Source organism: Parapedobacter sp. 2B3 (genome assembly GCF_041925275.1).
GTDB lineage: Bacteria > Bacteroidota > Bacteroidia > Sphingobacteriales > Sphingobacteriaceae > Parapedobacter > Parapedobacter pyrenivorans_A.
This window is the reverse complement of the sequence record NZ_JBHEUZ010000008.1, coordinates 190,368-213,355: the sequence shown is the minus strand read 5'-3', so window position 1 is coordinate 213,355 and position 22,988 is coordinate 190,368. Positions and strand designations below refer to the sequence as shown.

At 49.8% G+C, this 22,988-nt stretch carries 20 protein-coding genes and 1 other RNA gene; 9 read left to right on the top strand and 12 right to left on the bottom strand.

Annotation, left to right across the window (positions count from 1 at the left end; all coding sequences use genetic code 11):
- Window positions 1–97 precede the first annotated feature (97 nt).
- The 4 genes from ACEVG1_RS11250 to ACEVG1_RS11235 all read right to left on the bottom strand — a co-directional run bounded on the left by ACEVG1_RS11250 (window position 98) and on the right by ACEVG1_RS11235 (window position 4,775).
- Window positions 98–1,864 (bottom strand): DEAD/DEAH box helicase, encoded by a 1,767-nt coding sequence (locus ACEVG1_RS11250; RefSeq protein ID WP_374743773.1) that lies wholly within the window; start codon window positions 1,862–1,864, stop codon window positions 98–100.
- 175 nt (window positions 1,865–2,039) lie between these two features.
- Window positions 2,040–3,359 carry an OmpA family protein gene (locus ACEVG1_RS11245; protein WP_374743772.1) on the bottom strand — a complete coding sequence of 440 codons (1,320 nt, stop codon included), beginning with the start codon at window positions 3,357–3,359 and terminating at the stop codon, window positions 2,040–2,042.
- Window positions 3,360–3,423: 64 nt separating this feature from the next.
- Window positions 3,424–4,164: a DUF3307 domain-containing protein gene (locus tag ACEVG1_RS11240; protein ID WP_374743771.1), complete on the bottom strand. Its 741-nt coding sequence runs from the start codon at window positions 4,162–4,164 to the stop codon at window positions 3,424–3,426.
- On the bottom strand, window positions 4,161–4,775 hold the full coding sequence (locus ACEVG1_RS11235) for a hypothetical protein (protein WP_374743770.1): 615 nt from the start codon (window positions 4,773–4,775) through the stop codon (window positions 4,161–4,163). Before ACEVG1_RS11235 ends, ACEVG1_RS11240 begins: the two co-directional genes overlap by 4 nt.
- 231 nt (window positions 4,776–5,006) lie before the next feature.
- Here ACEVG1_RS11235 and alaS point away from each other — a divergent pair, with 231 nt between their 5' ends.
- The 3 genes from alaS to ACEVG1_RS11220 all read left to right on the top strand — a co-directional run bounded on the left by alaS (window position 5,007) and on the right by ACEVG1_RS11220 (window position 9,550).
- A complete protein-coding gene (gene alaS, locus ACEVG1_RS11230) occupies window positions 5,007–7,643 on the top strand; it encodes an alanine--tRNA ligase (RefSeq protein WP_374743769.1) in 2,637 nt (878 codons plus the stop codon).
- Window positions 7,644–7,663: 20 nt separating this feature from the next.
- Entirely contained in the window at window positions 7,664–8,761 is a 1,098-nt protein-coding gene (locus tag ACEVG1_RS11225; protein ID WP_374743767.1) for a redoxin domain-containing protein, read from the top strand.
- Between the two features lie 102 nt (window positions 8,762–8,863).
- Window positions 8,864–9,550 (top strand): response regulator transcription factor, encoded by a 687-nt coding sequence (locus tag ACEVG1_RS11220; RefSeq protein WP_374743765.1) that lies wholly within the window; start codon window positions 8,864–8,866, stop codon window positions 9,548–9,550.
- A 91-nt stretch (window positions 9,551–9,641) separates the two neighbouring features.
- On the opposite strand, the gene hutH is transcribed toward ACEVG1_RS11220, so the two are convergent.
- On the bottom strand, window positions 9,642–11,207 hold the full coding sequence (gene hutH / locus ACEVG1_RS11215; protein ID WP_374743763.1) for a histidine ammonia-lyase: 1,566 nt from the start codon (window positions 11,205–11,207) through the stop codon (window positions 9,642–9,644).
- A gap of 147 nt (window positions 11,208–11,354) precedes the next feature.
- Between hutH and ACEVG1_RS11210 the strand changes: the two genes are divergently transcribed.
- From ACEVG1_RS11210 to fbp, 3 genes are all read left to right on the top strand, one after another.
- Window positions 11,355–12,068: a tRNA1(Val) (adenine(37)-N6)-methyltransferase gene (locus ACEVG1_RS11210; protein ID WP_374743761.1), complete on the top strand. Its 714-nt coding sequence runs from the start codon at window positions 11,355–11,357 to the stop codon at window positions 12,066–12,068.
- 25 nt (window positions 12,069–12,093) lie between these two features.
- Entirely contained in the window at window positions 12,094–12,591 is a 498-nt protein-coding gene (locus ACEVG1_RS11205) for a metallophosphoesterase (RefSeq protein ID WP_374743759.1), read from the top strand.
- A gap of 102 nt (window positions 12,592–12,693) precedes the next feature.
- On the top strand, window positions 12,694–13,722 hold the full coding sequence (fbp, locus tag ACEVG1_RS11200) for a class 1 fructose-bisphosphatase (protein WP_374743758.1): 1,029 nt from the start codon (window positions 12,694–12,696) through the stop codon (window positions 13,720–13,722).
- Here fbp and ACEVG1_RS11195 read toward each other — a convergent pair.
- The 5 genes from ACEVG1_RS11195 to dprA form a co-directional block, all read right to left on the bottom strand.
- Window positions 13,719–14,054: a MerR family transcriptional regulator gene (locus ACEVG1_RS11195; RefSeq protein WP_374743756.1), complete on the bottom strand. Its 336-nt coding sequence runs from the start codon at window positions 14,052–14,054 to the stop codon at window positions 13,719–13,721. The genes fbp and ACEVG1_RS11195 overlap by 4 nt on opposite strands.
- 72 nt (window positions 14,055–14,126) lie before the next feature.
- Entirely contained in the window at window positions 14,127–15,095 is a 969-nt protein-coding gene (locus ACEVG1_RS11190) for a peptidoglycan DD-metalloendopeptidase family protein (RefSeq protein WP_374743755.1), read from the bottom strand.
- Between the two features lie 100 nt (window positions 15,096–15,195).
- Entirely contained in the window at window positions 15,196–16,038 is an 843-nt protein-coding gene (gene accD / locus ACEVG1_RS11185) for an acetyl-CoA carboxylase, carboxyltransferase subunit beta (RefSeq protein ID WP_374743753.1), read from the bottom strand.
- Window positions 16,039–16,121: 83 nt separating this feature from the next.
- An RNA gene (ffs, locus tag ACEVG1_RS11180) (signal recognition particle sRNA small type) lies at window positions 16,122–16,220 on the bottom strand.
- A 78-nt stretch (window positions 16,221–16,298) separates the two neighbouring features.
- A complete protein-coding gene (gene dprA, locus ACEVG1_RS11175; protein WP_374743752.1) occupies window positions 16,299–17,393 on the bottom strand; it encodes a DNA-processing protein DprA in 1,095 nt (364 codons plus the stop codon).
- A 100-nt stretch (window positions 17,394–17,493) separates the two neighbouring features.
- Here dprA and ACEVG1_RS11170 point away from each other — a divergent pair, with 100 nt between their 5' ends.
- Window positions 17,494–18,018, top strand: a complete 525-nt coding sequence (locus ACEVG1_RS11170; RefSeq protein WP_374743750.1) for a DinB family protein — start codon at window positions 17,494–17,496, stop codon at window positions 18,016–18,018.
- A 6-nt stretch (window positions 18,019–18,024) separates the two neighbouring features.
- Here ACEVG1_RS11170 and rsmG read toward each other — a convergent pair whose 3' ends face one another.
- Both rsmG and ACEVG1_RS11160 read right to left on the bottom strand, forming a co-directional pair.
- The gene (rsmG, locus tag ACEVG1_RS11165; RefSeq protein ID WP_374743749.1) at window positions 18,025–18,660 is read right to left on the bottom strand and encodes a 16S rRNA (guanine(527)-N(7))-methyltransferase RsmG; all 636 of its coding nucleotides are present in this window, start codon (window positions 18,658–18,660) and stop codon (window positions 18,025–18,027) included.
- A 68-nt stretch (window positions 18,661–18,728) separates the two neighbouring features.
- Complete coding sequence (locus ACEVG1_RS11160) at window positions 18,729–19,871, bottom strand: glycosyltransferase (protein ID WP_374743748.1); 1,143 nt, start codon at window positions 19,869–19,871, stop codon at window positions 18,729–18,731.
- A gap of 884 nt (window positions 19,872–20,755) precedes the next feature.
- Here ACEVG1_RS11160 and tgt point away from each other — a divergent pair.
- Together tgt and ACEVG1_RS11150 are read left to right on the top strand one after the other, a co-directional pair.
- Complete coding sequence (gene tgt / locus ACEVG1_RS11155) at window positions 20,756–21,886, top strand: tRNA guanosine(34) transglycosylase Tgt (RefSeq protein WP_374743747.1); 1,131 nt, start codon at window positions 20,756–20,758, stop codon at window positions 21,884–21,886.
- Window positions 21,883–22,983, top strand: a complete 1,101-nt coding sequence (locus ACEVG1_RS11150; RefSeq protein WP_374743746.1) for an LptF/LptG family permease — start codon at window positions 21,883–21,885, stop codon at window positions 22,981–22,983. The genes tgt and ACEVG1_RS11150 overlap by 4 nt, the downstream gene beginning before the upstream one ends.
- Window positions 22,984–22,988: the final 5 nt, after the last annotated feature.

The following is a 22,988-nucleotide window of genomic DNA, read 5'->3' as shown; positions in this document are numbered from 1 at the left end:
GAACGGTATGCCGGGTGGTGTGAGAGGTCGGAAAATAGAATAGGAGGAAAACTATTCTATTTTCCTCCTACTCGATTGTTGGGAAAGCGAGTTGGCCTTACCAGCGGCTCTTTTCGCGGCGTTTGCCACCACCAGAAAAATCGCGGAAGCCCCCGCCATGTTCACGCTTGCGACGGTTTCCATTTTCGCCACCGTTTCGGAAAGGACGGCTCCGGCGCTGCTCGCTCCGGCCCTCGCCCGCATTTTCGACCCGTACGGTGCGCCCATTGAAATCGACGTTTTGGAATCCGTTGAAAACCTTGTCTACCGAGGTGTTTTCCACTTCGAAGAAGGTATACACGCCCTTAAGGTCAATTTTGCCAATGGCTTTGCCGCTGATCCGCGTCGTGTCGCAGATATAGCCCAGGATATCGCCCCGGGTGAAATCATCTACCGACCCGAGATTGATGAACAAACGGGTGTAATCTGATCCGTATCCGTCGCGGCCGAAACGTTCCGATTTTCCCTTTCGGTCGGAACCCCCGCGTACTTCACTGGAATCTACGTTGAGGTCGGGCGCATTTTGGTAATATTCCAAGAAGCGGTTGAACTCAAGCGAGGCAAACCTTTTTATGATTTCCTCTTTACTCAGCGCCTCGAAACGCTCCATGATCTTGGGTAAATAGGGGTCGATGTGATCGTTATTCACCGCTACCTCGTTCACTTTATCAATCATGGCAAAAAGTTGCTTTTCCACTACGGCTTCGCCTTTCGGTACTTCCATCTTAACGAATGGCTTGCCGATTACGCGTTCGATTTGACGGATTTTGCCCACTTCTTTCAGGTTGATCAACGAAATAGAGATGCCTGTTTTGCCGGCACGGGCCGTACGGCCACTCCGGTGGGTGTAGTTTTCAAGTTCATCGGGCAACGAGTAGTTGATTACGTGGGTCACGTCGTTCACGTCGATACCACGTGCGGCCACGTCAGTGGCGATGAGTAACTGAAGGCTACGTTCGCGGTAACGTTTCATCACCTTATCGCGCTGCTGCTGCGAAAGGTCGCCGTGCAACGAATCCGCATTGTAACCATCTTTGATCAGCGATTCGGCAATCTCTTGGGTCTCGATTTTGGTACGGCAAAATACGATGCCGAAAATTTCGGGATTGGAGTCGACGATGCGCTTAAATGCGGCATACTTATCGCGCGCACGGATTACGTAGTAATGGTGGTCGATGTTGGCGTTGCCGGTGTTTTTGGTGCCCATGGTGAGCTCATACGGGTCGGTCATGTAATTCTTCGCGATCCGGCGGACCTCAGCGGGCATGGTGGCTGAAAAAAGCCAGGTTTTTTTCTCGTCGGGAGTGGTAGACAGGATATTGTTGATGTCTTCCTGAAAGCCCATGTTGAGCATTTCATCGGCTTCATCCAATACGACGTAACGTACATTAGAAAAATCGATGGCTTTACGGCCAATGATATCGAGCATACGACCCGGTGTGGCAACGACGATTTGCACGCCACGGCGGATCTGACGCAATTGGTCACTGATACTCGCGCCGCCATAAACGGCTACAACATGTACATCAGGGAGGTTTTTTGCGTACTTCTCAATGTCTTTGGAAATTTGCAAACACAGCTCACGCGTAGGACACAGAATGAGTGCTTGCGGCTGTTTTTGCGAGAAATCCAACAATTCTAATAAAGGCAGACCAAATGCTGCGGTTTTGCCGGTACCGGTCTGGGCTAATCCGACAAAATCGTTGCTGCCTGCAAGTAATACGGGAACGGCTTGTTCCTGGATAGGAGTAGGGGCTTCGAACCCTAGCTCTGTGATGGCATTAACAATATCATGACGGATCCCCAATTCAATAAATGGGTTCATGAATATTTTATATACAATAGGCACTATTGCCTAAGGCGGTGCAAAGGTATGGTTAATTTATTGAAAATCAAAAGTAAAAAAACAAAAATAGAAAATAGAATCGGCTTTCAATTTACATGGAAAAGCCGATCTGATGATCCAGACCGGCTTTTAACTTTTTACTTTTACTTTCTACTTAATACAGCGTAAACTCAACGCGGCGGTTTTGTTGCCTGCCTTCTGCCGTATTGTTGGTGGCAATCGGCTGGTTGGGTCCGTAACCGGTAGCTTCAATGCGTGATGGATTGGCACCCTTGCTTACAAGGTATGCTTTTACCGCCTCGGCCCGTGCCTTGGAGAGCCGTAAGTTTGTCTGCATCGAACCGGTATTGTCGGTATGCCCGGCCAACTTCAGGCTGAAGTTCTTCTCGATGAGGAGCGCTGCCACTTTATTGAGGCTAGCATGCGAAGGTTGGCGGATGGTGGCTTTTCCCAAGTCAAACTCCAGGTTCTGGATGGCTTCATCCACTACACGCCTGTCTTCGTCGGTTACCACCACCTGCTGTACGACCGGTGCCTTCGGCTCGGGAAGTGGGCAGCCGGAACCATCTACTTTTGTTTTCTCGGGGGTGTCCGGACATTTGTCATAGCGATTTGCAACTCCATCACCGTCATCATCGGCGAGGTCGGCGTAAAGCCGCTCAACTTGCGCCTGTAGCTTTTCGTTCTCTGCCCGCTGTGCTTCCAAAGCTGCTTTTTGTGCAAGTATTTCGTCGTATTGTGCTTGGTAGTCTTTCTGCATGGCCGATACTGGGTTGCTGTTGCCCAAGAAAGGCTTGCTCTTGTTGCCCAAAGCAAACTCAACACCTAGATGGGTGTATGAGAAAATGTCTTTGGCACCCCCATGGCTCACGCCGTCGAAATTTGCCGACTGTACGAGGTTGAGCCGGTAACCGAGGTCTATCGCGACGTCGGGGGTAACGGCAAACTTTAGTCCCACGCCACCGGGAACAAACAATTTGGTGGTTTGTTCGTAGGTGGTTGTCGTTCCATTGATTTCTGTGGTAGGTTCAAACCCCAAGGCCCCCAATCCGAAATTGAGGTAGGGTTTGATAATGCCCTGATGATGGCGCCAGTTGATGTTGGCCAGCGTGACGTTGCCGGAGATCGCAATGGACCACGGCATCTTGGTGTCGAAGCGGTTGCTGTTGTCTTCGTAGGCACCGGTTACTTTGCCGCCGATGTATTCTGCTTGGATGCCAAAGCCGGGCAGGATTTGTCTTTTTACATACAGTCCATAGCCGAGGCTCTGCTCCGTTTTGTCAAATCTGCGACGTAAACCGATCAAGTTGGATTGGTTTAACAAACCTACATGAGCACCGATGGACCATGTACGGTACTCGGACTCCGGCGCGAAGGGCTTTACCTCATTGACGGGCGTTTGTGCCGTCAGTTGGGTGGCAGAAAGGATTCCTATACCGGCTAGTAATCCTACTTTGGTCAACTTGTTTTTCATTATTCGTGTTTATTTATGCAATGTTTTTGATTTCGCGAGCTCTTATGCAATTAACGAGCCAATTTTACCCGAGCCTTGGGGACAGACGCAAATAAATGAGCCCGATGAGGATAGCAATCCCGAAACTGAGCAGGGTGCCGATTAGCACGTATTCGGTGAGTTTTCGGTCTTTTCCCCTCCGTAGGTCGCCAAAGCGGAAAATGGATTTGGCGGCTAATAGAAAGCCAATGGCCTCCCAATGGTCGGTGATGACGAACAGGAATACAAAGAGGCGTTCCAACACACCAATGAATCGGCCTGCCTTAACGAGCGATTCGTCGTCCTTGAATAATGCCTCCCCTGGTTTGTCCATCGTTTCCGGCTGCCATTGGGCAATCACTATTTTTATCAATACAGCGGGCACGAAGATGACCAATGACAGCGTAGTAAGGAAAAGTAAATACCCCGGTGAAACGATGTTTTCCCAAGCGATGCCGAACGGCTCATAGCAGTTTGCAACCAGTGCCAGGACGGCAATGTGCAACGCTTGGTCAATCAAGAAATAAGTGAGTGTATGGTTGTTCCGGTCGGCATGTAGTTTCGCCAGATCAATGAGGTAATGGGATAGGATGACGATGGTGAAGCCTATCCAATAGGTGGTATTGAAACCTAAGAAAAGAAGGAGTAGGGCGGCGTGGATAAGGATGTGGGTATAAAGTCTTTTTGACTTGTGTTTGTAGCGTTTCTTGTCGGTTACCCAGCTGCTTGGCTGGAAACAGAAATCTCCGAGAATATGGGCAAGCAATAGTGTGAGGAAAAGCGTCATCCTGTTGTTTTTTGCTGTATGGATTCCCTGAAATAAGCTTCCATTTTCATGATCTCATCGTATCCGGCACGTTGTTGCCGCTCACTGATCCGACCTTGGCTGATCTGTAAGATGTTCCCTAATTCGAGCTGTGTCTTTTCCGGATGCTCGATGGCGAGCGCCATGATTTCGGCCGAATTGGGTGTCCAGCGGTCCATGGTCAGTAAGGCGAGCTCCAAACAGATGTTGATCGCCTTGTCCATCTCTTCCCAGGGGGAGCTGATTGCCAACGTGTTTTTTTTCAATTGGTCAAATAACCGCCCCGAGCGAACGAAGGCATCGCCATTTGCTTCACTGATTTTGGCCGCGTCATAGGTCTTGGTGCCTATGCCGATAGCCATGCGCACATCCAGGCCCGCTACACGTTTGATAAGCGCCTTGATGTGCAGCGCCTTCTGCAATGCACTCTCGGGACGTGCGATTTCTACTTGGAAGCTATCTCCGCGTGTAACTTCCCATATTTTTGGGGTGGGCCCCTCGGACGAAAGTGCCGTCTTTAGTTTGGATAACCATTCGCCAGGGTCGGCAACCCGTCTGGAATTGATCATATCGCCCGTAATGACACCTATCATGGGTAGCATATTTTCTATCTATTCAAAGGTAATGAATTTGAACCAATAAATAGGAAATTATCTGCTTAATAGCAGATTTTTTAAATTATCTGCTTGGAGGCAGATTTTATAGTTTATCTGTTTATAGACAGATAATACAAAAGGCGCGGGCACGCTGCCCATGCATCCTCAAATTGCAAATGCAGCCAATTTTGACTAAGTTTGCGCAGTATATCAAATGCATATTTTTCAATGACAAGCAGGGAAATCCGCGAAGCCTTTTTGGCTTTCTTCACCGATAAAGGTCACCAAATTGTGCCGTCTGCACCGGTAGTGGTCAAGAACGATCCTACGCTGATGTTTACCAATGCGGGCATGAACCAATTCAAAGATATCTTTTTGGGCGAAGCGCAGGTACCTTATTCCCGTGTAGCGGATACCCAGCGTTGCCTACGTGTATCAGGCAAGCACAATGACCTGGAAGAAGTGGGTATTGACACCTACCACCACACGTTGTTTGAGATGTTGGGCAATTGGAGTTTCGGCGACTATTTTAAAAAGGAAGCCATTGCATGGAGCTGGGAATTGCTCACAGAGGTGTATAAGCTGGATCGCGAGCGGTTGTATGTGACCATTTTTGAAGGCGACGATACCGACGGCCTGCCCAAGGATGAGGAAGCTCACGGATTCTGGAAGCAGCTAGTACCGGAAGACCGCATCCTCCTGGGAAACAAGAAAGACAACTTTTGGGAAATGGGCGATACCGGGCCATGCGGTCCCTGCTCGGAAATCCACGTGGATTGCCGGCCGGACAGCGAGCGCCGTGTGGTAGATGGCAAAACGTTGGTGAATGCGGACCACCCGCAGGTTATCGAGATATGGAACCTAGTGTTCATGCAGTTCAACCGCCAGAAAAACGGTTCCCTCAAACCGCTCCCCGCCAAGCACGTGGATACCGGGATGGGATTCGAACGGTTGGTGCGTGTCGTCCAAGGCAAACAATCCAATTACGATACGGATGTATTCCAGCCCATCATCGGGTACATTGCCGAGAAGGCGGGAATACCCTATGGAAACGACGGGAAAACCGATATTGCCATGCGTGTAATGGCCGACCACGTCCGTGCGGTAAGCTTTGCTATTGCCGATGGCCAACTGCCTTCCAACAATAAGGCAGGTTATGTGATCCGTCGTATTCTCCGCCGTGGGGTGCGTTATGCCTATACGTTCCTCCACTTTAAAGAACCTTTTTTGCATGAGCTGGTGCCGTTATTGGCAAAGCAGTTTGAAGGCGTGTTCGACGAATTGATTGCGCAGCAGGATTTTGTACAGAAAGTAGTGCTGGAAGAAGAACAGTCTTTCCTACGTACACTGGTAACCGGAGTGCATCGTTTTGAAAATTATGCCGCAGAAAACCAATCGATCAGTGGGGATTTCGCGTTTGAACTGTATGATACCTTTGGTTTTCCCATCGATTTAACAGGGTTGCTGGCAAGGGAAAAGGGATTGGCTGTGGATATGCAGGGATTCAATAAGGCCCTGGATGCGCAGAAAAGCCGATCGCGTGCGGCCACCGCTATCGATGCAGGCGATTGGCTTGTATTGCGTGCCGGTGATGCCGTGGATTTTGTGGGGTATGACCGCTTGGAATGCGAAACGGAAATCCTTAAATACCGGAAAATTACCGTTAAAGGGAAGGATCAGTACCAGCTGGTTCTAACCGCTACACCCTTTTATGCAGAAGGTGGCGGGCAGGTGGGCGATACGGGCCTGCTGATCAGTAACAACGGCAATCAGCCCACAACGATTACGGATACCAAGAAAGAGAATGGATTGCTCGTACATTATACCGATGGACTGCCCGATGACTTGCAAGGGACCTTTATTGCAAAAGTAGACGTGGAAAGACGACGCGATACGGAAGCCAACCACTCTGCGACCCATTTGTTGCATGCCGCGCTCAAACAGGTGCTGGGAAGCCACGTAAACCAAAAAGGATCATTAGTAAACGCTGACTACCTGCGTTTTGATTTTTCGCATTTTGTGAAGGTAAGCGAAGATGAATTAGCCCAGATTGAACGGATCGTGAATGGGAAAATCCGTGCAAACATACCGTTGAAAGAAGAACGACAGGTGCCGTTCCAACAGGCCATCGATGCCGGGGTAACGGCATTGTTTGGTGAAAAATACGGAGACGAGGTACGTGTGATCACTTTTGACGAGGGGTTTTCCAAAGAATTATGCGGTGGCACCCACGTGCATGCAACCGGCCAGATCGGTTTTTTTAAAATTATATCCGAAAGTGCAGTTGCGGCTGGCGTACGACGTATCGAAGCGATTACGGCTGGCAAAGCTGAGCAATTTGTGTATGAGCAAAGCCGCATGATCAATGAGATCGGCGGACTGCTCAACAATCCCAAAGATTTTGTCACAGCACTCGGCCGGTTGCTCGAGGAAAACAGCTCCCTGAAGAAGGAAGTGGAGCAAGCCGTGGTTGACAAAGCGCTTCAACTAAAGAATCAATTGGAGGCAAGCGCTGAAGATATCAACGGTGCAAGAGCCATCATAGCGCGAGTAGACCTGCCAAGCCCCGAAGCGGTAAAGACCTTGGCATACGCATTGAAAGGCTACATCGACAACCTTTTCCTCGTATTGGGAACCGATATCGGTGGGAAACCGGGGCTTACGGTGGTCGTTTCGGAAAAACTGGTGGATGAGCGTGGCTGGAATGCAGCGGCCATTGTACGGGAGTTGGCCAGGGAAATAAACGGCGGCGGCGGTGGACAGCCTTTTTATGCAACTGCCGGCGGTAAGGATAGCAGTGGGTTGGACCGGGCGTTGGCAAAGGCGAAGGCGTATGTGCAATCCGGTACGGTAACCAGCGGTTGATTGGACGTGATGCATAGACTATGAATAGATTGGCAGTAATCTTCGGATGGATGTTTTTTTTGTTGTCGTCCTGCGCGGGCGATGATGAATTTGTTATCGACGGACAAGTTACCCACGCCGAGCGGATACAAACCGTGGTGCTCTATGAGGGGGAGCGTAAATTGGATTCGGTTTTTCTCGATGAGCACGGTAGATTCAAATTTCGGCGTACGGCAGCGCACCCCCGGCTACTCACCCTCGAGGCTGGGAGGAGCAGGTACCACCTTATTCTCCAAAACGGCGACAGGGTATCGTTTCAGGCCGATCTCACGGCACCGGTCGATTCTTACAACGTGGCAGGCTCACAGCTTTCAGACAAGATAAAGCAATTTGCTGCTACATTTGCAGAGAGGGAACGTTTGCAACAGGAATTGGAGGAATCATTTGCCGACCAGGCTGCCGGATTGGGGGATACGGCACTCATGTCGTTAAGGCAGCACTTTCTGCAACGGTACCGCCAGCAGATGATGGATTATACCGAAGCAGCGGTACGGTTTGCCAACGAACATGACGACCTGGCGGGATTCTATGCCATGACCACGCTGGATACGGAACTGGCCGAAAATGAACTAATAGCATATGCTGACCGTATTGGCGGACGGTGGGAGGACAATGCCCGTGTACGGCAATTCCGGGAGGAAATGGCCCGTTTAAAGCGGCTGGCTATCGGGCAGCCTGCGCCCGAGTTCCAATCGCTGACGCCCAATAACCAACCGGTAAAGCTTTCCGATTTCAGGGGGAAATACACATTGGTTGATTTCTGGGCTTCGTGGTGTGTGCCCTGCCGGGAGGAAAATCCCAATATCGTAACACAGTACAATCTATATAAAGACAAGGGATTTACCGTGCTCGGCGTATCGCTAGACGGCAATCCAGGTTCGTGGCTCCGGGCAATCAAAGACGATGGCCTGGTGTGGACCCAAGTTTCCGATTTGCAGCAATGGGGCAGTGACGTGGTGGGGTTATATCGCATCCAAGCCATCCCCACATCGTACTTGGTGGACCCCGATGGCATCATTCTAGCCAAGAATTTACGGGGACCGGATTTGGCAGCGTTCTTGGAAAAGACGTTCAATTAATAGGTTTTTTGCGTTAACGGAATGGTGTGGTTTAATGATTTGTTAATGTTGATTTAACCATTTGTTGCCTTTATGTACATATTTTAGCAAAAAATTAACACCATGAGTTCCATAAAGCAGAAGATATTGGTAGTGGACGACGAGCCCGATATTGTAGAGCTGATTGCCTATAACCTCAAACGCGAAGGCTATCAGGTGTACACCGCCACTAATGGGCAGGAAGCCGTAACCACTGCCAAAAAGGTGATGCCAGACTTGATCATCCTGGATGTGATGATGCCAAAAATGGATGGGATAGAAGCATGCCGCATTATGCGCTCCATGCCCGAGTTCAAGAGCACGTTCATGGTGTTCCTTACCGCCCGAAGTGAAGAGTATTCTGAGATCGCGGGTTTCAATGTGGGGGCTGATGACTATATCGCAAAGCCCATCAAACCACGTGCGCTGCTAAGCCGTATCAACGCTATCCTGCGCCGGAACATACAGAACGAAGAACCGGTTGACGAAAAATTGGAAGTTAAGGACCTCGTGATTGACCGGGAGGCTTTTCTGGTATTCAAAGATGGGGAGAAAATCGTGCTGGCCAAGAAAGAGTTTGAATTGCTCTACTTGTTAGCTTCCAAGCCCGGAAAGGTATACACGAGAGAAGCGATCCTCAAAAATATCTGGGAAGACTCCGTGGTGGTAACAAACCGTACGATTGATGTGCATATACGGAAGTTGCGTGAAAAAATCGGTGAAAACTATGTGGCCACGGTGAAGGGGGTGGGGTATAAGTTCGAAGCTTAACGGTGGCTTTCCGATAAATAAGTTACTGCGTGGAAAATAATGCAGGCCATCCTCGGCAGGCGCGACGTAATGGGGACGGTTGGCGTATTGGTCAAGAAATGTTGAAAGCGTCATAACCTGTCTGAGTAAGGGGTTGGTTGTGTGTCTCAGCGGCTTGGTTTGCCTCCTGTACGAACCTTCCGCTACTGATTAGCTTTTGCAGTGCGTTGATGTCGTTGGAAAAAATCCGGTCACGGCTGGCAAAAGATACCTGGCGTCTCACCAGCGCATGACATGCTTCCAGCACCTCCGATGATCGCAACGGCCTCCGGAAATCCATTGCCTGCGTGGCATACAACAGTTCGATTGCCAGGATATATTCGAGGTGATCGATTACCTTATTGAGTTTACGGCCACTGATGGACCCCATGGAAACATGGTCTTCCTGTCCCAGGGAAGTGGGGATGCTGTCGGCGCTGGCCGGGAAGCAGAGGGTTTTGTTTTCGGATACCAACGCGGCAGCGGTATATTGCGGTATCATGAATCCGGAGTTTAGTCCAGCATTCTTGATAAGCAGCTTAGGAAGGCCGTAGCGACCTTCAATGGTCAGGTAACACCTGCGGTCGGCAATATTGCCCAATTCGGCCGCGCCTACGGTCGCGTAATCGAGCGCAATGGCCAGTGGCTGGCCATGGAAATTCCCACCACTGATGGTGTCATGCGGTCCCAAGATAATGGGGTTGTCGGTCACGGCATTGATTTCTATTTCGGTAAGCTCTTTCAGGTGGAGCCACGCCGCTCGGGATGCGCCATGCACCTGTGGCATGCACCTTAAGGAATAGGGGTCCTGCACGCGCCCGCAATCGGGGTGTGAATTGGCTATTTCGGATGGCTGCAATAGTTGCCATAGGCGATGGGCGACCAATTGGTTTCCGGGGAAGGGACGTATCTGGTGGAGGCGCGCATCAAACGGTTTGTAAGAACCCATCAGTCCCTCCAAAGACATTGCACCGATGATGTCGGCGGCTTCCAATACATTATACATGCGGTATAAACCATGTACGGCGTGGGCCGCAATGAACTGCGTGCCATTGATCAATGCGAGACCTTCCTTTGGGGCAAGCTGAAGCGGAGGCATCCCCCTCGCCTGCAACACTTCTTTCGCTGGCACGATATCTCCCTTGTAATGCACTTGCCCTAGGCCGATGAGCGGCAGAAAGAGGTGGGAGAGGGGGGCCAGATCGCCCGACGCCCCGACCGACCCTTGCGCCGGTACCACCGGAATGATGTCCTGTTCGGCCATCCAGATGATACGCTCTAGCGTACGCAGTTGTATGCCGGAATATCCCTGGGCCAAGGCCTGGGCTTTGATAATCATCATGGTCTTGGCAATCGGTGAGGGAATGGGGTTGCCTACCCCGACTGCATGGCTTTTGAGCAGGTTATGCTGCAAGTTGGCCGTGTCTCGGGGGGAGATGATGGTATCGCAAAGGGGACCGAACCCGGTGTTGATACCGTATACCACCTCGTTATGCGCAACAATGTCCTTTACAAACGATTCGGACCGATCGATTTTATGCCTGTCTTTTGCAGATAACGTGCCGTGGAGGCGGCCACGGGTAAGTGCCATGGCGGTGCCTATCGTGAGTTTGTCAGTGCCGTATCGGAAATTTTTCATGATGCATACATTATGCGTGATTCGGTAATACGTGTGGCAAGCACTTTCTGCAATGGTAGCCAATATTCGTTTTTTTACAAAATAAAAAGTGAAGTATTCCATTAATTCCCTCGGCCTATGGCTAATATTGCCTTAATTTGCCAGCATATGTCTGTATTTCGTTTCAAACAATTTGCAGTTGACCAGTCTGGATGCGCCATGAAAATCAATACCGACGGAGTATTGTTGGGCGCTATGGCAATGGCACATCTTCCAAAGCAAATACTTGACGTTGGCACCGGTACCGGGGTGATTGCCCTTATGCTTGCACAACGTTTCCCCTCGGCAGTGGTCGATGCGATAGAAATAGATACATTGGCCGCCGATACCGCACGTCGTAATTTCGGCAGTTCACCGTTTACGGATAGGCTAGCAAGCCATACGGTGCCGCTGGTCGATTTTGAGCCGGAAGCACGGTATGACCTCATCGTGTCGAATCCGCCGTTTTTCTTACGCTCCCTTCAAAGCGATGATAAACGGAAACGGCTGGCCCGGCATACAGACATGGACTTTTTTGACCAATTATTGGCGCGGTCACAGCGGTGGCTGAATCCTGCCGGGAGCCTGCAAGTCATACTGCCCGTGATGTTGGCAGACCTTGTGGGCCGGAAGGCTTCCGATGAGTATGGATACTGTGTACAAGTCATTGCTACCATCCGGTCCTTTACGTCCCATCCGCCAATAAGACATATATTATCCCTCGGTAAGTCGGCAGATGGCGGCGCTAGCGGTGAAGCGCAGGAACTTGTCATTTATGAACACCCCAGCGTATACACGGCCGCGTATCGCGAATTATTAGCAGCATTTTTCCTGGCATTTTGAGAATGCCTATCTTCGCCAACACGATATGACACGGATTGGATTGCTTTCAGATACACATGGTTACCTCGATGAATCCGTTTTCTCCCATTTCGATCGCTGCGATGAAATATGGCATGCTGGCGATTTTGGCAATATCGCGGTAGCTGATACCTTGGCGGCGTTCAGGCCGCTGAAAGGCGTATATGGTAATATCGACGGGCATGATATCCGCGCCGTCTATCCCGAACATCTGCGGTTCACCTGCGAAGCGGTCGACGTATGGATGACCCATATCGGTGGCTATCCCGGCCGGTACAGTCCGCAAGTAAAAACAGCAATCCAACTGGACCCACCCAAGCTTTTTATCTGCGGTCATTCCCATATCCTCAAAGTGATGTACGATCAAAAGTTGCAATGCCTACACTTAAATCCCGGCGCGGCCGGGAAACAAGGCTGGCATAAGGTACGTACGCTTTTACGTTTTAGCATAGACGATAATCGTATTGAAAACCTGGAAATTGTTGAGATGGCGGGGGTGAGATAATTAATATACACTAAGTTTTTATTTTTTTGCTTTTAAGTCGCTTTTTTGGCTATTTTTGTGCGATTTTAAGAATATAAAAATACACTAACTTAGTTTCGAATTATGACGAAAACAACTACATTGGGTCAATTCATTATCGAGAAGCAATCGGATTTTCCGTACGCAAAAGGCGAGTTGTCCAGGCTCTTGCGCGATATCGGCATCGCCGCCAAAATTGTTAACCGGGAGGTAAACAAGGCAGGGCTTGTCGATATCCTTGGCGACAATGGTACGACCAATGTACAAGGGGAGGGACAGAAGAAGCTCGATGTGTACGCGGACGAGCAATTCGTATCGGCATTGCGGAGTGGTGGCGAGTGCTGCGTGGTGGCATCGGAAGAGCACGACGAATGCATCTTCATCAACTCCAAGATATCGCAACATGCGAAATATATTGTCTGCATCGATCCGTTGGATGGTTCATCCAACATTGATGTGAATGTATCCGTAGGTACTATTTTTTCTATTTACCGGCGTATAGCCAATGATGGCGCGGTTGGGGTGCATGAAATCCTCCAGCAGGGCATCCACCAGGTCGCGGCTGGTTATGTGGTCTACGGGTCGTCCACGATGCTGGTCTATACCACTGGCAAGGGCGTAAATGGATTTACGCTCGACCCCTCTATAGGGGAGTTCTGCCTATCACATCCGGATATGAAAATCCCGCAGAACGGAACGATTTACTCAATCAATGAAGGTAATTACATCAAGTTTCCGCAGGGTGTAAAAGACTATATCAAGTATTGCCAAGTGGAAGACAGTGCGAGCAATAGGCCGTTCACTTCCCGGTATATTGGATCGATGGTTGCCGATGTACACCGCAATTTGATTAAAGGCGGCGTTTTCCTTTATCCAACGACCTCCTCGCATCCCAAGGGGAAATTGCGGTTGATATATGAATGCAATCCATTGGCATTCATTATCGAACAGGCAGGGGGTAAGGCTACGGATGGCTACCGTCGGATACTGGATATACAGCCTGAATATTTACATCAGCGTACGCCGGTATTCATCGGTAGCACGGAGATGGTTGAAAAGGTGGAAGAATTTGTGCAGTTGTCAGAAATGGAAGCCTTGACCGGCGAATATTAAAGGCTGTCCCGCACTTCGAGTAAAAAGACTTTGAGGCGTTGGAGAGAGTCGATTACCCGCTGGTTTTCCCGCGCCTCATTCTTGTTGTTACGGAGGTAGTCGCGCGCACCCTGCAGCGTGTATCCTTTGTCTTTTACAAGATTAAAGATGATTTTGAGGTTAGCGATATCCTCCGGCGTGAAAAGCCGATTTCCCTTCTTATTCTTTTTGGGCTGGATAATGTCAAACTCACGCTCATAAAATCGGATTTGTGATGCATTGACGCCAAACATCGCTGTCACTTCTCCCATGGTGTAATAGAGTTTGTTTATTTCGCGCTCTTTGTATGGCATGTTAAGCTTGTAATTTGATCATCTGCTATCACAAAGATACAATTACATTTGGATTATTGTATAGCCGTTTATTTAGTCAAACGATTGGTTTTCCTGCGATGCAGCTTCGAGAACCGCGGCGTACTCCACTGGGGTAAGGTCGTTGTAAATGAAGTTAATTGGGTTTACGGGCTTGTCATTTTTGTGTACTTCGTAATGCAGGTGCGGACCGGTTGACGTGCCCGTATTGCCCACGTACCCGATTAAGTCGCCCCGTTTCACCTGCTGCCCAGCCTTTACGGTAAAGCTGTTCATATGGCCATACAGCGTTTTGTAACTATACCCGTGGTTAATGACGACCCGGCGTCCATAGCCACCGTCCGGGCCGGCTGCTTCCACTTTACCATTGCCGGTAGCGTAGATAGGCGTACCAGCGGGTGCCGTAAAATCAATGCCCGTATGCATCTTCCGGATTTTATATACCGGGTGGATCCGTATACCGAATCCTGAAATGCCGGTACGTGCTTTCCGAGAGTCTACCGGTTGTATGGCCGGGATACTGGCCATCATTTCAGCTTTCGATTTGGCCATCTCCGTCAATTCATCGTATGACTTCGACTGTATATACAACGCTTTGGAAATATAATCGAGCTTTTTTGCCGTTTCGACCATCAGGTTTGAGTTGCTGAAATGCTCCAGGTTCTTATATCGGTTTACCCCTCCAAACCCCGCTTTCCGAACGTCCGGGGATATCCGGTCGGCTTCGAAGATGACACGGTAGATGTTGTCGTCGCGATGCTGCATGTTTTCCAATGCCGCATCGATCTGTTTCATGCGCTCCTGCATGATGTTGTATTGCAGCGCCATCTGGTCTACCTCCCGTTGCAGTTGCTTTTCCTTAGGGGAGTCAATAAACGTAAAGCCGATGTAGAGAAGGAGCATGGCACAAGCGAATGAGCTGGTGAGGAATCCAACGGCTCGCAGCGCCCATGTGCGGGTGCTTGTTCTTATTTTTTCATACTTGAGCGTATGGGAGTTGTAATGGTATTTTACTTTTGCCATTTACACTGCTGTCAATGGGTCCGTATTGGTTATGACGAACTTCGGGCAAAGATAATTAATTTATGCATCGATGGAATGCTAAATAATGTTAAAAAATACCTTAGCTCACCATGCCCAAAAACAAAGCGACTTTTTCTTTAAGCTGGCGGCGGTCAACGATGAAATCGAGGAACCCGTGTTCGAGTAGGAACTCGGACGTTTGGAAACCTTTCGGCAAGTCCTTTTTGATGGTTTCTTTGATCACGCGCGGTCCGGCAAAACCGATGAGTGCTCCGGGCTCGGCGATATTGATGTCGCCGAGCATGGCGTAAGATGCGGTAACCCCACCGGTGGTGGGATCGGTCAGCAAGCAGATATAGGGTAGTTTGGCCTCGTTGAGCAAAGCGAGTTTTGCCGACGTTTTAGCCATTTGCATCAATGAAAAAGCCGCTTCCATCATACGGGCACCGCCCGACTTGGAAATCAGCATGAATGGGAGGTTGTGTTGTAGGCAATAGTCAATGGCACGGGCAATCTTTTCGCCTACCACCGATCCCATGGAACCACCGATGAAAGTGAAATCCATGCAGGCCAATACAATATCCTGTCCTTCCACCTTGCCGTGTGCACAGCGGATGGCATCGTTCAGGCCTGTTTTTGCATAGCTTTCTTCCAACCGTTCGGTGTATTTTTTTGTGTCTTCAAATTGGAGTGGATCCCCCGAACGTAAATTGGGAAACAGCTCGGTGAACTGGTTGTCGTCAAATAGGATCGAAAAATAGGCCGCAGAACCTATGCGCAAATGGTAACCGCAGTAGTGGCATACGTATTTGTTTTCGATCTGCTCGATGTTTAGTAGCGGTTTTTTGCACGACGGACATTTGTTCCACAGGCCATCGGGCGCTTCCTTTTTATGCTCGGTGGCCGTACTGATACCGGCCTTTTCACGTCTAAACCAACTCATGCTACTTATATATGGGATGCAAACTTAGATAAACTTGCGTGGATATGCAAGTATCGGTAATCGGATTGGCATATGGAATAAAAAAAGGGTAAGCTACTTTTATCGCACCGCTACAACCCGATACCCTTGCTGTGTTCCCACCCTGGGGGATTCTCGAGGAGCTGGTCGTAAAAGACTTACCCACGGCAAAAGTAGCAAAAAAAGTAGTATCCGCCAACAAAAATCACGTCTGCTTGCAAGATGCTGGCTTGCAGGGTGGTTTAGGCGGTGCGGTAAACTTTACCGGGCAGGGCAATGACGACGCCATTCATCTCCAGCTCAAGTAGGGTGACCGCAAGTTTGCTCTGCGGCCATTGGAGTTGCCTGGATATTTCGTCGATCGATAGTTGTTCCGAGGCGTGTATAACGTCGTATACGCGTTGCTGCGACGTGTCGAGCGAAATGGGCAGTTCGCGTTGCCTGTTCACCGTTGGCGAGAGGGCAACTTCCCAATTCATGAGGTATTGCAGGTCTTTCACATCGGTAATGAGATGGGCGCGGTGTGTTTTGATTAGGTAGTTGCTCCCTGCGGAAAACTCTTGGTTCAAGTTCCCCGGAAAAGCGCACACATCGCGGCTGTATGAATTGGCCAACTCGGCGGTAATCAGCGCCCCTCCTTTGGGAGCAGCCTCCACAACGATTGTCACATCAGCCAATCCAGCAATGATGCGGTTGCGCATTGGGAAATTCTGCCGGTCCGGTTTGGTGCCCGAAGGAAACTCGGTAAGTAGCCCGCCACAACCAAGCATTCTCGCGGCCATTTCCCGGTTGGCCGATGGATAAATGCGATCGAGCCCGTGCCCCAATACACCTACCGTAGGGATACGATGCTCCAACGCATTTCGGTGGGCATGGCTGTCGATGCCGTAGGCCAACCCGCTGATGACGGTAACTTGGTAAGGTAGCAACGCTTTCACGAAATCGGCACAAATGGACTTTCCGTATGCCGTAGCGTTGCGCGTGCCCACTATGCTGACTATGCGGGCGGCATCTAAATCGGCAGTTCCCCGGTAGTAGAGTAAAAGTGGAGCATCGGCACATTCGGCGAGGCGTTTCGGGTAGTCGCTGTTGCCCCAGAAGAGCAGCCGGATACCATGTTTTTCGGTAAATTGTAGTTCCTTCTCTGCCGCCTTGAGCACATCGGGGTTTGAAAGACCTTGGATTACCCGACTATTTACCCCCGGTATCGTGGTGAAATCCTTCTTCGGGGCAGAAAATATAGCTTCCGCATTGCCGAAATGGGAGAGGAGGGAACGGCCGATCACCGGACCGATACCGTTTACCTTGGTCAATGCAATTTGGTAAAGTAGGCTCATCTTGGACTGCGAATATAATAAATTACCGCAAATTCGATCGTACGAAAATCGTTCATCTTTTCGGGTTGTTAAAATGGGGCGTGTCCGTTACATTTGTAAGATGTCTGAACAACAAACACCCCAACCCGAAGTCTGGATGCGCGGCCCGGTACCTGGTGTGCCGCCACTGTTGCAACCCGTAGCCCATGCTTTACTTCAGGCTAGGGAAGAAGTGGCGCGGTACATGGATGGTTTTGATGATGCTTTTCTGTGGATGAAGCCCGGAGGCCGCGCCTCCGTGGGGTTCCATTTGCAGCATATCACGGGCGTGGTGGATCGGTTATTTACCTATGCGCTGGGAAACCCGCTGTCTGAACGGCAGTTTGAGAACCTCCGTGCGGAGGGGCAGGAAGCGCAGCACATCCGTTCGGTCGATTTGGTTCATGCGTTCAGCGAGCAGGTGGACGCAGCCGTGGCTCAGTTGCAGGCGACGGACGAAACATCGCTGACCGATGCACGCTACCTTGGCAGAAAACGGATACCGACGACGTTGATCGGGCTATTGTTCCATGCGGCCGAACACACACAGCGCCATGTCGGGCAGTTACTGGTGACGGTAAAACTTATTCCATTTGTGAAGCAATGATGACGCCTATACCGGGACGTAAACCACCTGTTTGGTTTCGAAAAAATCCTCCTCAAAGTAGTCGGAAAGTGCATATACTTCGGTACGGAGCCTGGCTTCTTTCAACTCTTCGGCTAAATCGCCCCCCTTTAGGTACAGGATGCCATTGGAAATGGCGTTTTGGTGCTTTTTCAGAAACTTATTCGCTACCCATGGATAGAAATCGGCCAGCCGGGTAACTGCACGCGATACCACGAAATCGTATTTTTCATCGAGTTGTTCGGCGCGGATATGGTCAGCCTCCACGTTTTTCAGGGCAAGTGCTTCCGCTACGGCCCGGACCACCTTGATTTTCTTCCCGATAGAGTCTACAAGGTGGAATTGGGCCTCGGGGAATAGAATAGCCAGCGGTATGCCGGGGAAGCCACCACCAGTGCCCACATCCAATATGCGCGTGCCGGGCACGAAATTGGTGAATTTTGCAATTCCCAGCGAATGCAACACATGGTGAAGGTAGAGCTTGTCGATATCCTTACGTGATACCACGTTGATTTGCGCATTCCACTCCGGATACAACTCACCCAATTGCCGGTACTGCCCCTGTTGCTTTTCCGAAAGCTTGGGGAAATAATGGTAAATGATTTCAGCACTAGGGACTAACATCGTTACAATTTCAAATCATCAATCCGTAATCCATCCGATTAGCACACTTAAAAACCCTGTTGCGTCAACTACTTCCACCGCACGTCTTTCTTATACAAGGCGAAGAACCCGTTGATGCATATATACACATAGTAAAAGACATCCAGGAACGGCAACCACCCTATCAGTCCTTTCACCTGCAGTTTTTTCATGGCTGGTATATAGATAACCAATTGTACCATTAACCGTAATACATACATGCCTGCGATGACGTGCCAATACGATGGATATAAGATCAGTGACAGGAGCACCAGCACATAGAAAAGAAACGCGCTGACCAGTTGCGTAGCCAGCATCCGCCGATGCCGCGGCCGGTAAGCCTTCGAGGCCCCGGCATGCCGTGTTTTCTGTTGGATATACGCCGAAAACGTAGTCTTAGGTTCACTCCATACATGCGCCTCAGGTTCGATGCAGATGGCCGTGTTATCCGGTGTGGCATTCTGGTTAACGAAGAGGTCATCGTCACCCGATGGGATATGCATGTGCGCGGCAAAGCCCTTTCCCCGGAAAAACAAGCTCTTCGTATAGCCGAGGTTGCGGCCCACACCCATATAAGCGTTTCCGTTGAGGGCATAAGATAGGTAACTCATGGCTGTATGGAAGGTCTCAAAGCGGATCAATGCGTTCAGGAGTCCGGGTTTTCTTGTGTACGGAGAATATCCCAATATGATTTCTTCGCCACCTTCGAAAGCACCGGCCATCTGTTTGAGCCATTGATCCGATTGCGGCACACAATCGGCATCCGTGAATACGAGGTGTTCATATTGGGCAGCTTTGATGCCCAATGTCACGGCGAATTTCTTGCCGTGCTTGAGGCGAACATGCTCCGCGATTTCAACCACTTTCAAATGATCGTACTGCGTACACAGTTCTTTGAGCAGCCATTTCGTTTCATCCTCGGAGAAATCGTTGACCAAGATGACTTCAAACCGAGGGTAGTCCTGGTTGAGGATTTTCGGTAGGTTCTCCCGTAAGTTGTCTTCTTCATTGCGCGCGCAGATGATCACCGACAGGGGGCGTTCAGCCGGTTTTTCCCCGACGACGGGGAGTTTATAGAACGCCAGTCGGCGGTATACCGACAGGAGGAAGTACAGTTGAAAAACCAGCAGGACACCACATGCACCTATCAATAGGAGGGGGATGATCCCGGTTGTTTGGCTGAATAAATCCATATATGTGGTCAAACTTAGATAAAGTTGCTTTAACAAGCAATTATAATTGCGATAAATAAAAAAGCAACTTTATTCGCCTAGACATCTGCTTTTCAGGCGCTCATGAGGGCTTACGCCGTTATCGATCTCTCCTCTGCCGCTGAGAGACTGCTTTTATAGAGGAAATATAGTACGTTAATTTGGAAAGAAGAAAGGGAAGGTGTCTAATTTCCGGTTCGACATAGGGCTGTGTTTTGTCGGAACAAGGTTGTCGCTCGCCAACATAAGTTTGTGTCAAGTCGTAACAGTGTTGTTTCAAGTCAGCATAACGTTATCTTCAGTCAATATAACGTTGTCTTCAGTCAACACGACCTTGTCTCATATCGATACAGGGCTGTGTCAAGTCGTAACAGTGTTGTTTCAAGTCAACACAAGTCTATGTCGAGTCAACACAACGTTGTCTCTTATCGATACAGGGCTGTGTCAAGTCGGAACAGTGTTGTTTCAAGTCAACATAAGTCTATGTCGAGTCAACACAACCCTGTCTCTTATCGCCACAACTTTGTTTCTAGTCGGAACAACTTTGTCTCCAATCAACACAAGGTTGTCTCCACTCAACACAAGATTGTCTTCGGTTAACATAGGTTTATGTCGACTTCAACCAGTGTTGTGGTAACTCCAAACGATATTCGGTCGGCTAGGGACAAACTTGTGTCGGGGTATAACAATAGTGTTCCGGCATGATGCCGTATTGTCTTGTGCCCGATGATCGTAAGCTTCTGAGCGATGAGGCACACGGGGGTTGAGCGGGAAAACAGACGGCATGTGCTATGTTTTCACCGGAGCCGGGATCAGGAAAAGTCGGGGACGCCTATTCACGTAAATTTCGCTATTTTTGCGTCCGAATGAAATTTACGCTCCACGCGACAGATAGCCAATCCAAGGCACGTGCCGGTCTCATCGAAACCGCACACGGGCCCATTGAAACTCCCATCTTTATGCCGGTGGGGACGGCGGGCACCGTAAAGGCGGTGCACCAGCATGAATTGGTGAACGATATCGGGGCACAGATCATCCTCGGCAACACCTACCACCTTTACCTGCGCCCGGGACTGGATACCATGCAAAAAGCTGGTGGCCTCCATGGCTTCAATGGATGGGAAAAGCCGATACTGACCGATAGTGGCGGCTACCAGGTGTATTCACTCACCGAAGTACGCAAGATTAAGGAAGAAGGCGTCACCTTCCGGTCGCACATCGACGGTTCCAAGCACCTTTTTACGCCTGAAAACGTAATGGATACCCAACGGATTATCGGCGCCGATATCATCATGGCATTTGATGAGTGCACGCCTTACCCCTGCGACTACCATTACGCGCGGCGCTCCCTCGATATGACGCACCGTTGGTTGAAACGGTGCTGCGATCGGTTTGACGAAACGGAGCCGTTATACGGTTACGAGCAGACCCTCTTTCCCATTGTGCAGGGGTCGGTGTATCGCGACCTGCGCGAAAAGTCGGCCGAAACCATTGCTGCTTTCGGTCGCGACGGAAATGCCATCGGGGGACTTTCCGTGGGTGAGCCGGCGGAAGAGATGTATGCCATGACCGAAGTGGTTTGTGATATCCTCCCCACCGAAAAGCCCCGCTACCTGATGGGGGTGGGTACGCCTGTCAATATCCTCGAAAACATTGCCCTCGGTATCGATATGTTCGACTGCGTGATGCCTACGCGGAATGCGCGCAACGGCATGCTGTTTACAAAAAACGGCATCATCAATATCAAGAACAAAAAATGGGAGGCAGACTTTACACCGATAGATGCGGAGAGCGACCTGCTGGCGGACCGGATGTATACCAAGGCGTACCTACGGCACCTCATCCGGTCGCAGGAAATCCTGGGCGCCCAGATTGCATCGCTGCATAACCTCCATTTTTACCTGTGGCTGGTCCGCGAGGCACGCACCCATATCCTGGCGGGCGACTTCCGCGAATGGAAGAATAAGATGACCAAGCAATTGGGAGAAAAATTATGAAGCGGTTGCACATACCTTATTTAAATACCATAGACCGCTATATTATCGGTAAGTACCTGAGTACCTTTTTGTTTACCATGGCTATCTTTACCGTTGTAGCGGTGGTATTCGATGTCTCCGAGCGGTTGGATGACTTCATGAAGCATGAGGCACCGTTGTCGAAAATCGTATTCGAATATTATGCCGGATTCGTGCCGTTTTACCTCAACATGCTTTCGCCCTTGATCAATTTCATCGCTGTTATCTTCTTTACCGCGAAGATGGCTGATCAGACCGAAATTGTGCCGATTCTGAGCGGAGGTATGAGTTTCAACCGTTTCATCAGGCCATATGTGGTGGCAGCGACGATCATCTTTGCGCTTAACTTTGTTTTCAGTGTGTATATTATCCCCCGTACCAACAAGTTGAAAGTAGGGTTTGAACGTGTTTATGTAAAGCCCGTGACGAATAATAGCAAAAGCTCGACCCATATGCAGATCGATGGCGATAGCTATGTCTATATCGATAATTTCGACAACAACCGTAAAGTGGGTTACAATTTTACACTGGAAAAATTTGACGAGGGCGAAATGACTGAGAAATTGATGGCCGATCGTATTACGTGGGACTCCGTGAAAAACAATTGGCGTATCGAAAATTACACCATCCGCATAATCGACTCCCTGAAAGAAGAGATGATTAAGGGATCGAGCATGGACACCGTTTTGGACATGACGCCACGCGATTTTGAAGTGTATGACAATATCTTCACAGCGATGAATATGAATGAACTGAATGCCCGCATTGAGAAGGAAGAGACGAGAGGGACGGGGATGATGACCGATTTGCTGTTGGAGAAGTATAAGCGGTTCGTTACACCATTGGCAGCCTATGTGCTTACCATCATGGGGGTAGCGCTATCGTCAAAGAAAGTGAGGGGCGGGATTGGGTTGAGCTTGGGGATCGGTATTGCCCTGAGCTTTACGTATATTGTATTCATCCAGTTCGCCACGATGTTTTCTCTCAAAGGGGGGCTGGCACCACTGATTGCGGTCTTCATTCCAAACGTCATCTTTGGGCTGCTCGCTGTCTACCTGTTGCATAAAGCACCGAAGTAATATCT

Bases quoted from the DNA above. Each gene is read 5' to 3' on its own strand.
- rsmG (WP_374743749.1), bottom strand. From the start codon at position 18,660: ATGTTAGTCCCTAGTGCTGAAATCATTTACCATTATTTCCCCAAGCTT.
- ACEVG1_RS11210 (WP_374743761.1), top strand. From the start codon at position 11,355: ATGTCTGTATTTCGTTTCAAACAATTTGCAGTTGACCAGTCTGGATGC.
- ACEVG1_RS11205 (WP_374743759.1), top strand. From the start codon at position 12,094: ATGACACGGATTGGATTGCTTTCAGATACACATGGTTACCTCGATGAA.
- ACEVG1_RS11220 (WP_374743765.1), top strand. From the start codon at position 8,864: ATGAGTTCCATAAAGCAGAAGATATTGGTAGTGGACGACGAGCCCGAT.
- ACEVG1_RS11170 (WP_374743750.1), top strand. From the start codon at position 17,494: ATGTCTGAACAACAAACACCCCAACCCGAAGTCTGGATGCGCGGCCCG.
- dprA (WP_374743752.1), bottom strand. From the start codon at position 17,393: ATGAGCCTACTTTACCAAATTGCATTGACCAAGGTAAACGGTATCGGT.
- alaS (WP_374743769.1), top strand. From the start codon at position 5,007: ATGACAAGCAGGGAAATCCGCGAAGCCTTTTTGGCTTTCTTCACCGAT.
- accD (WP_374743753.1), bottom strand. From the start codon at position 16,038: ATGAGTTGGTTTAGACGTGAAAAGGCCGGTATCAGTACGGCCACCGAG.
- ACEVG1_RS11150 (WP_374743746.1), top strand. From the start codon at position 21,883: ATGAAGCGGTTGCACATACCTTATTTAAATACCATAGACCGCTATATT.
- fbp (WP_374743758.1), top strand. From the start codon at position 12,694: ATGACGAAAACAACTACATTGGGTCAATTCATTATCGAGAAGCAATCG.
- ACEVG1_RS11250 (WP_374743773.1), bottom strand. From the start codon at position 1,864: ATGAACCCATTTATTGAATTGGGGATCCGTCATGATATTGTTAATGCC.
- ACEVG1_RS11245 (WP_374743772.1), bottom strand. From the start codon at position 3,359: ATGAAAAACAAGTTGACCAAAGTAGGATTACTAGCCGGTATAGGAATC.
- ACEVG1_RS11195 (WP_374743756.1), bottom strand. From the start codon at position 14,054: ATGCCATACAAAGAGCGCGAAATAAACAAACTCTATTACACCATGGGA.
- tgt (WP_374743747.1), top strand. From the start codon at position 20,756: ATGAAATTTACGCTCCACGCGACAGATAGCCAATCCAAGGCACGTGCC.
- ACEVG1_RS11190 (WP_374743755.1), bottom strand. From the start codon at position 15,095: ATGGCAAAAGTAAAATACCATTACAACTCCCATACGCTCAAGTATGAA.
- ACEVG1_RS11225 (WP_374743767.1), top strand. From the start codon at position 7,664: ATGAATAGATTGGCAGTAATCTTCGGATGGATGTTTTTTTTGTTGTCG.
- ACEVG1_RS11240 (WP_374743771.1), bottom strand. From the start codon at position 4,164: ATGACGCTTTTCCTCACACTATTGCTTGCCCATATTCTCGGAGATTTC.
- ACEVG1_RS11235 (WP_374743770.1), bottom strand. From the start codon at position 4,775: ATGATAGGTGTCATTACGGGCGATATGATCAATTCCAGACGGGTTGCC.
- hutH (WP_374743763.1), bottom strand. From the start codon at position 11,207: ATGAAAAATTTCCGATACGGCACTGACAAACTCACGATAGGCACCGCC.
- ACEVG1_RS11160 (WP_374743748.1), bottom strand. From the start codon at position 19,871: ATGGATTTATTCAGCCAAACAACCGGGATCATCCCCCTCCTATTGATA.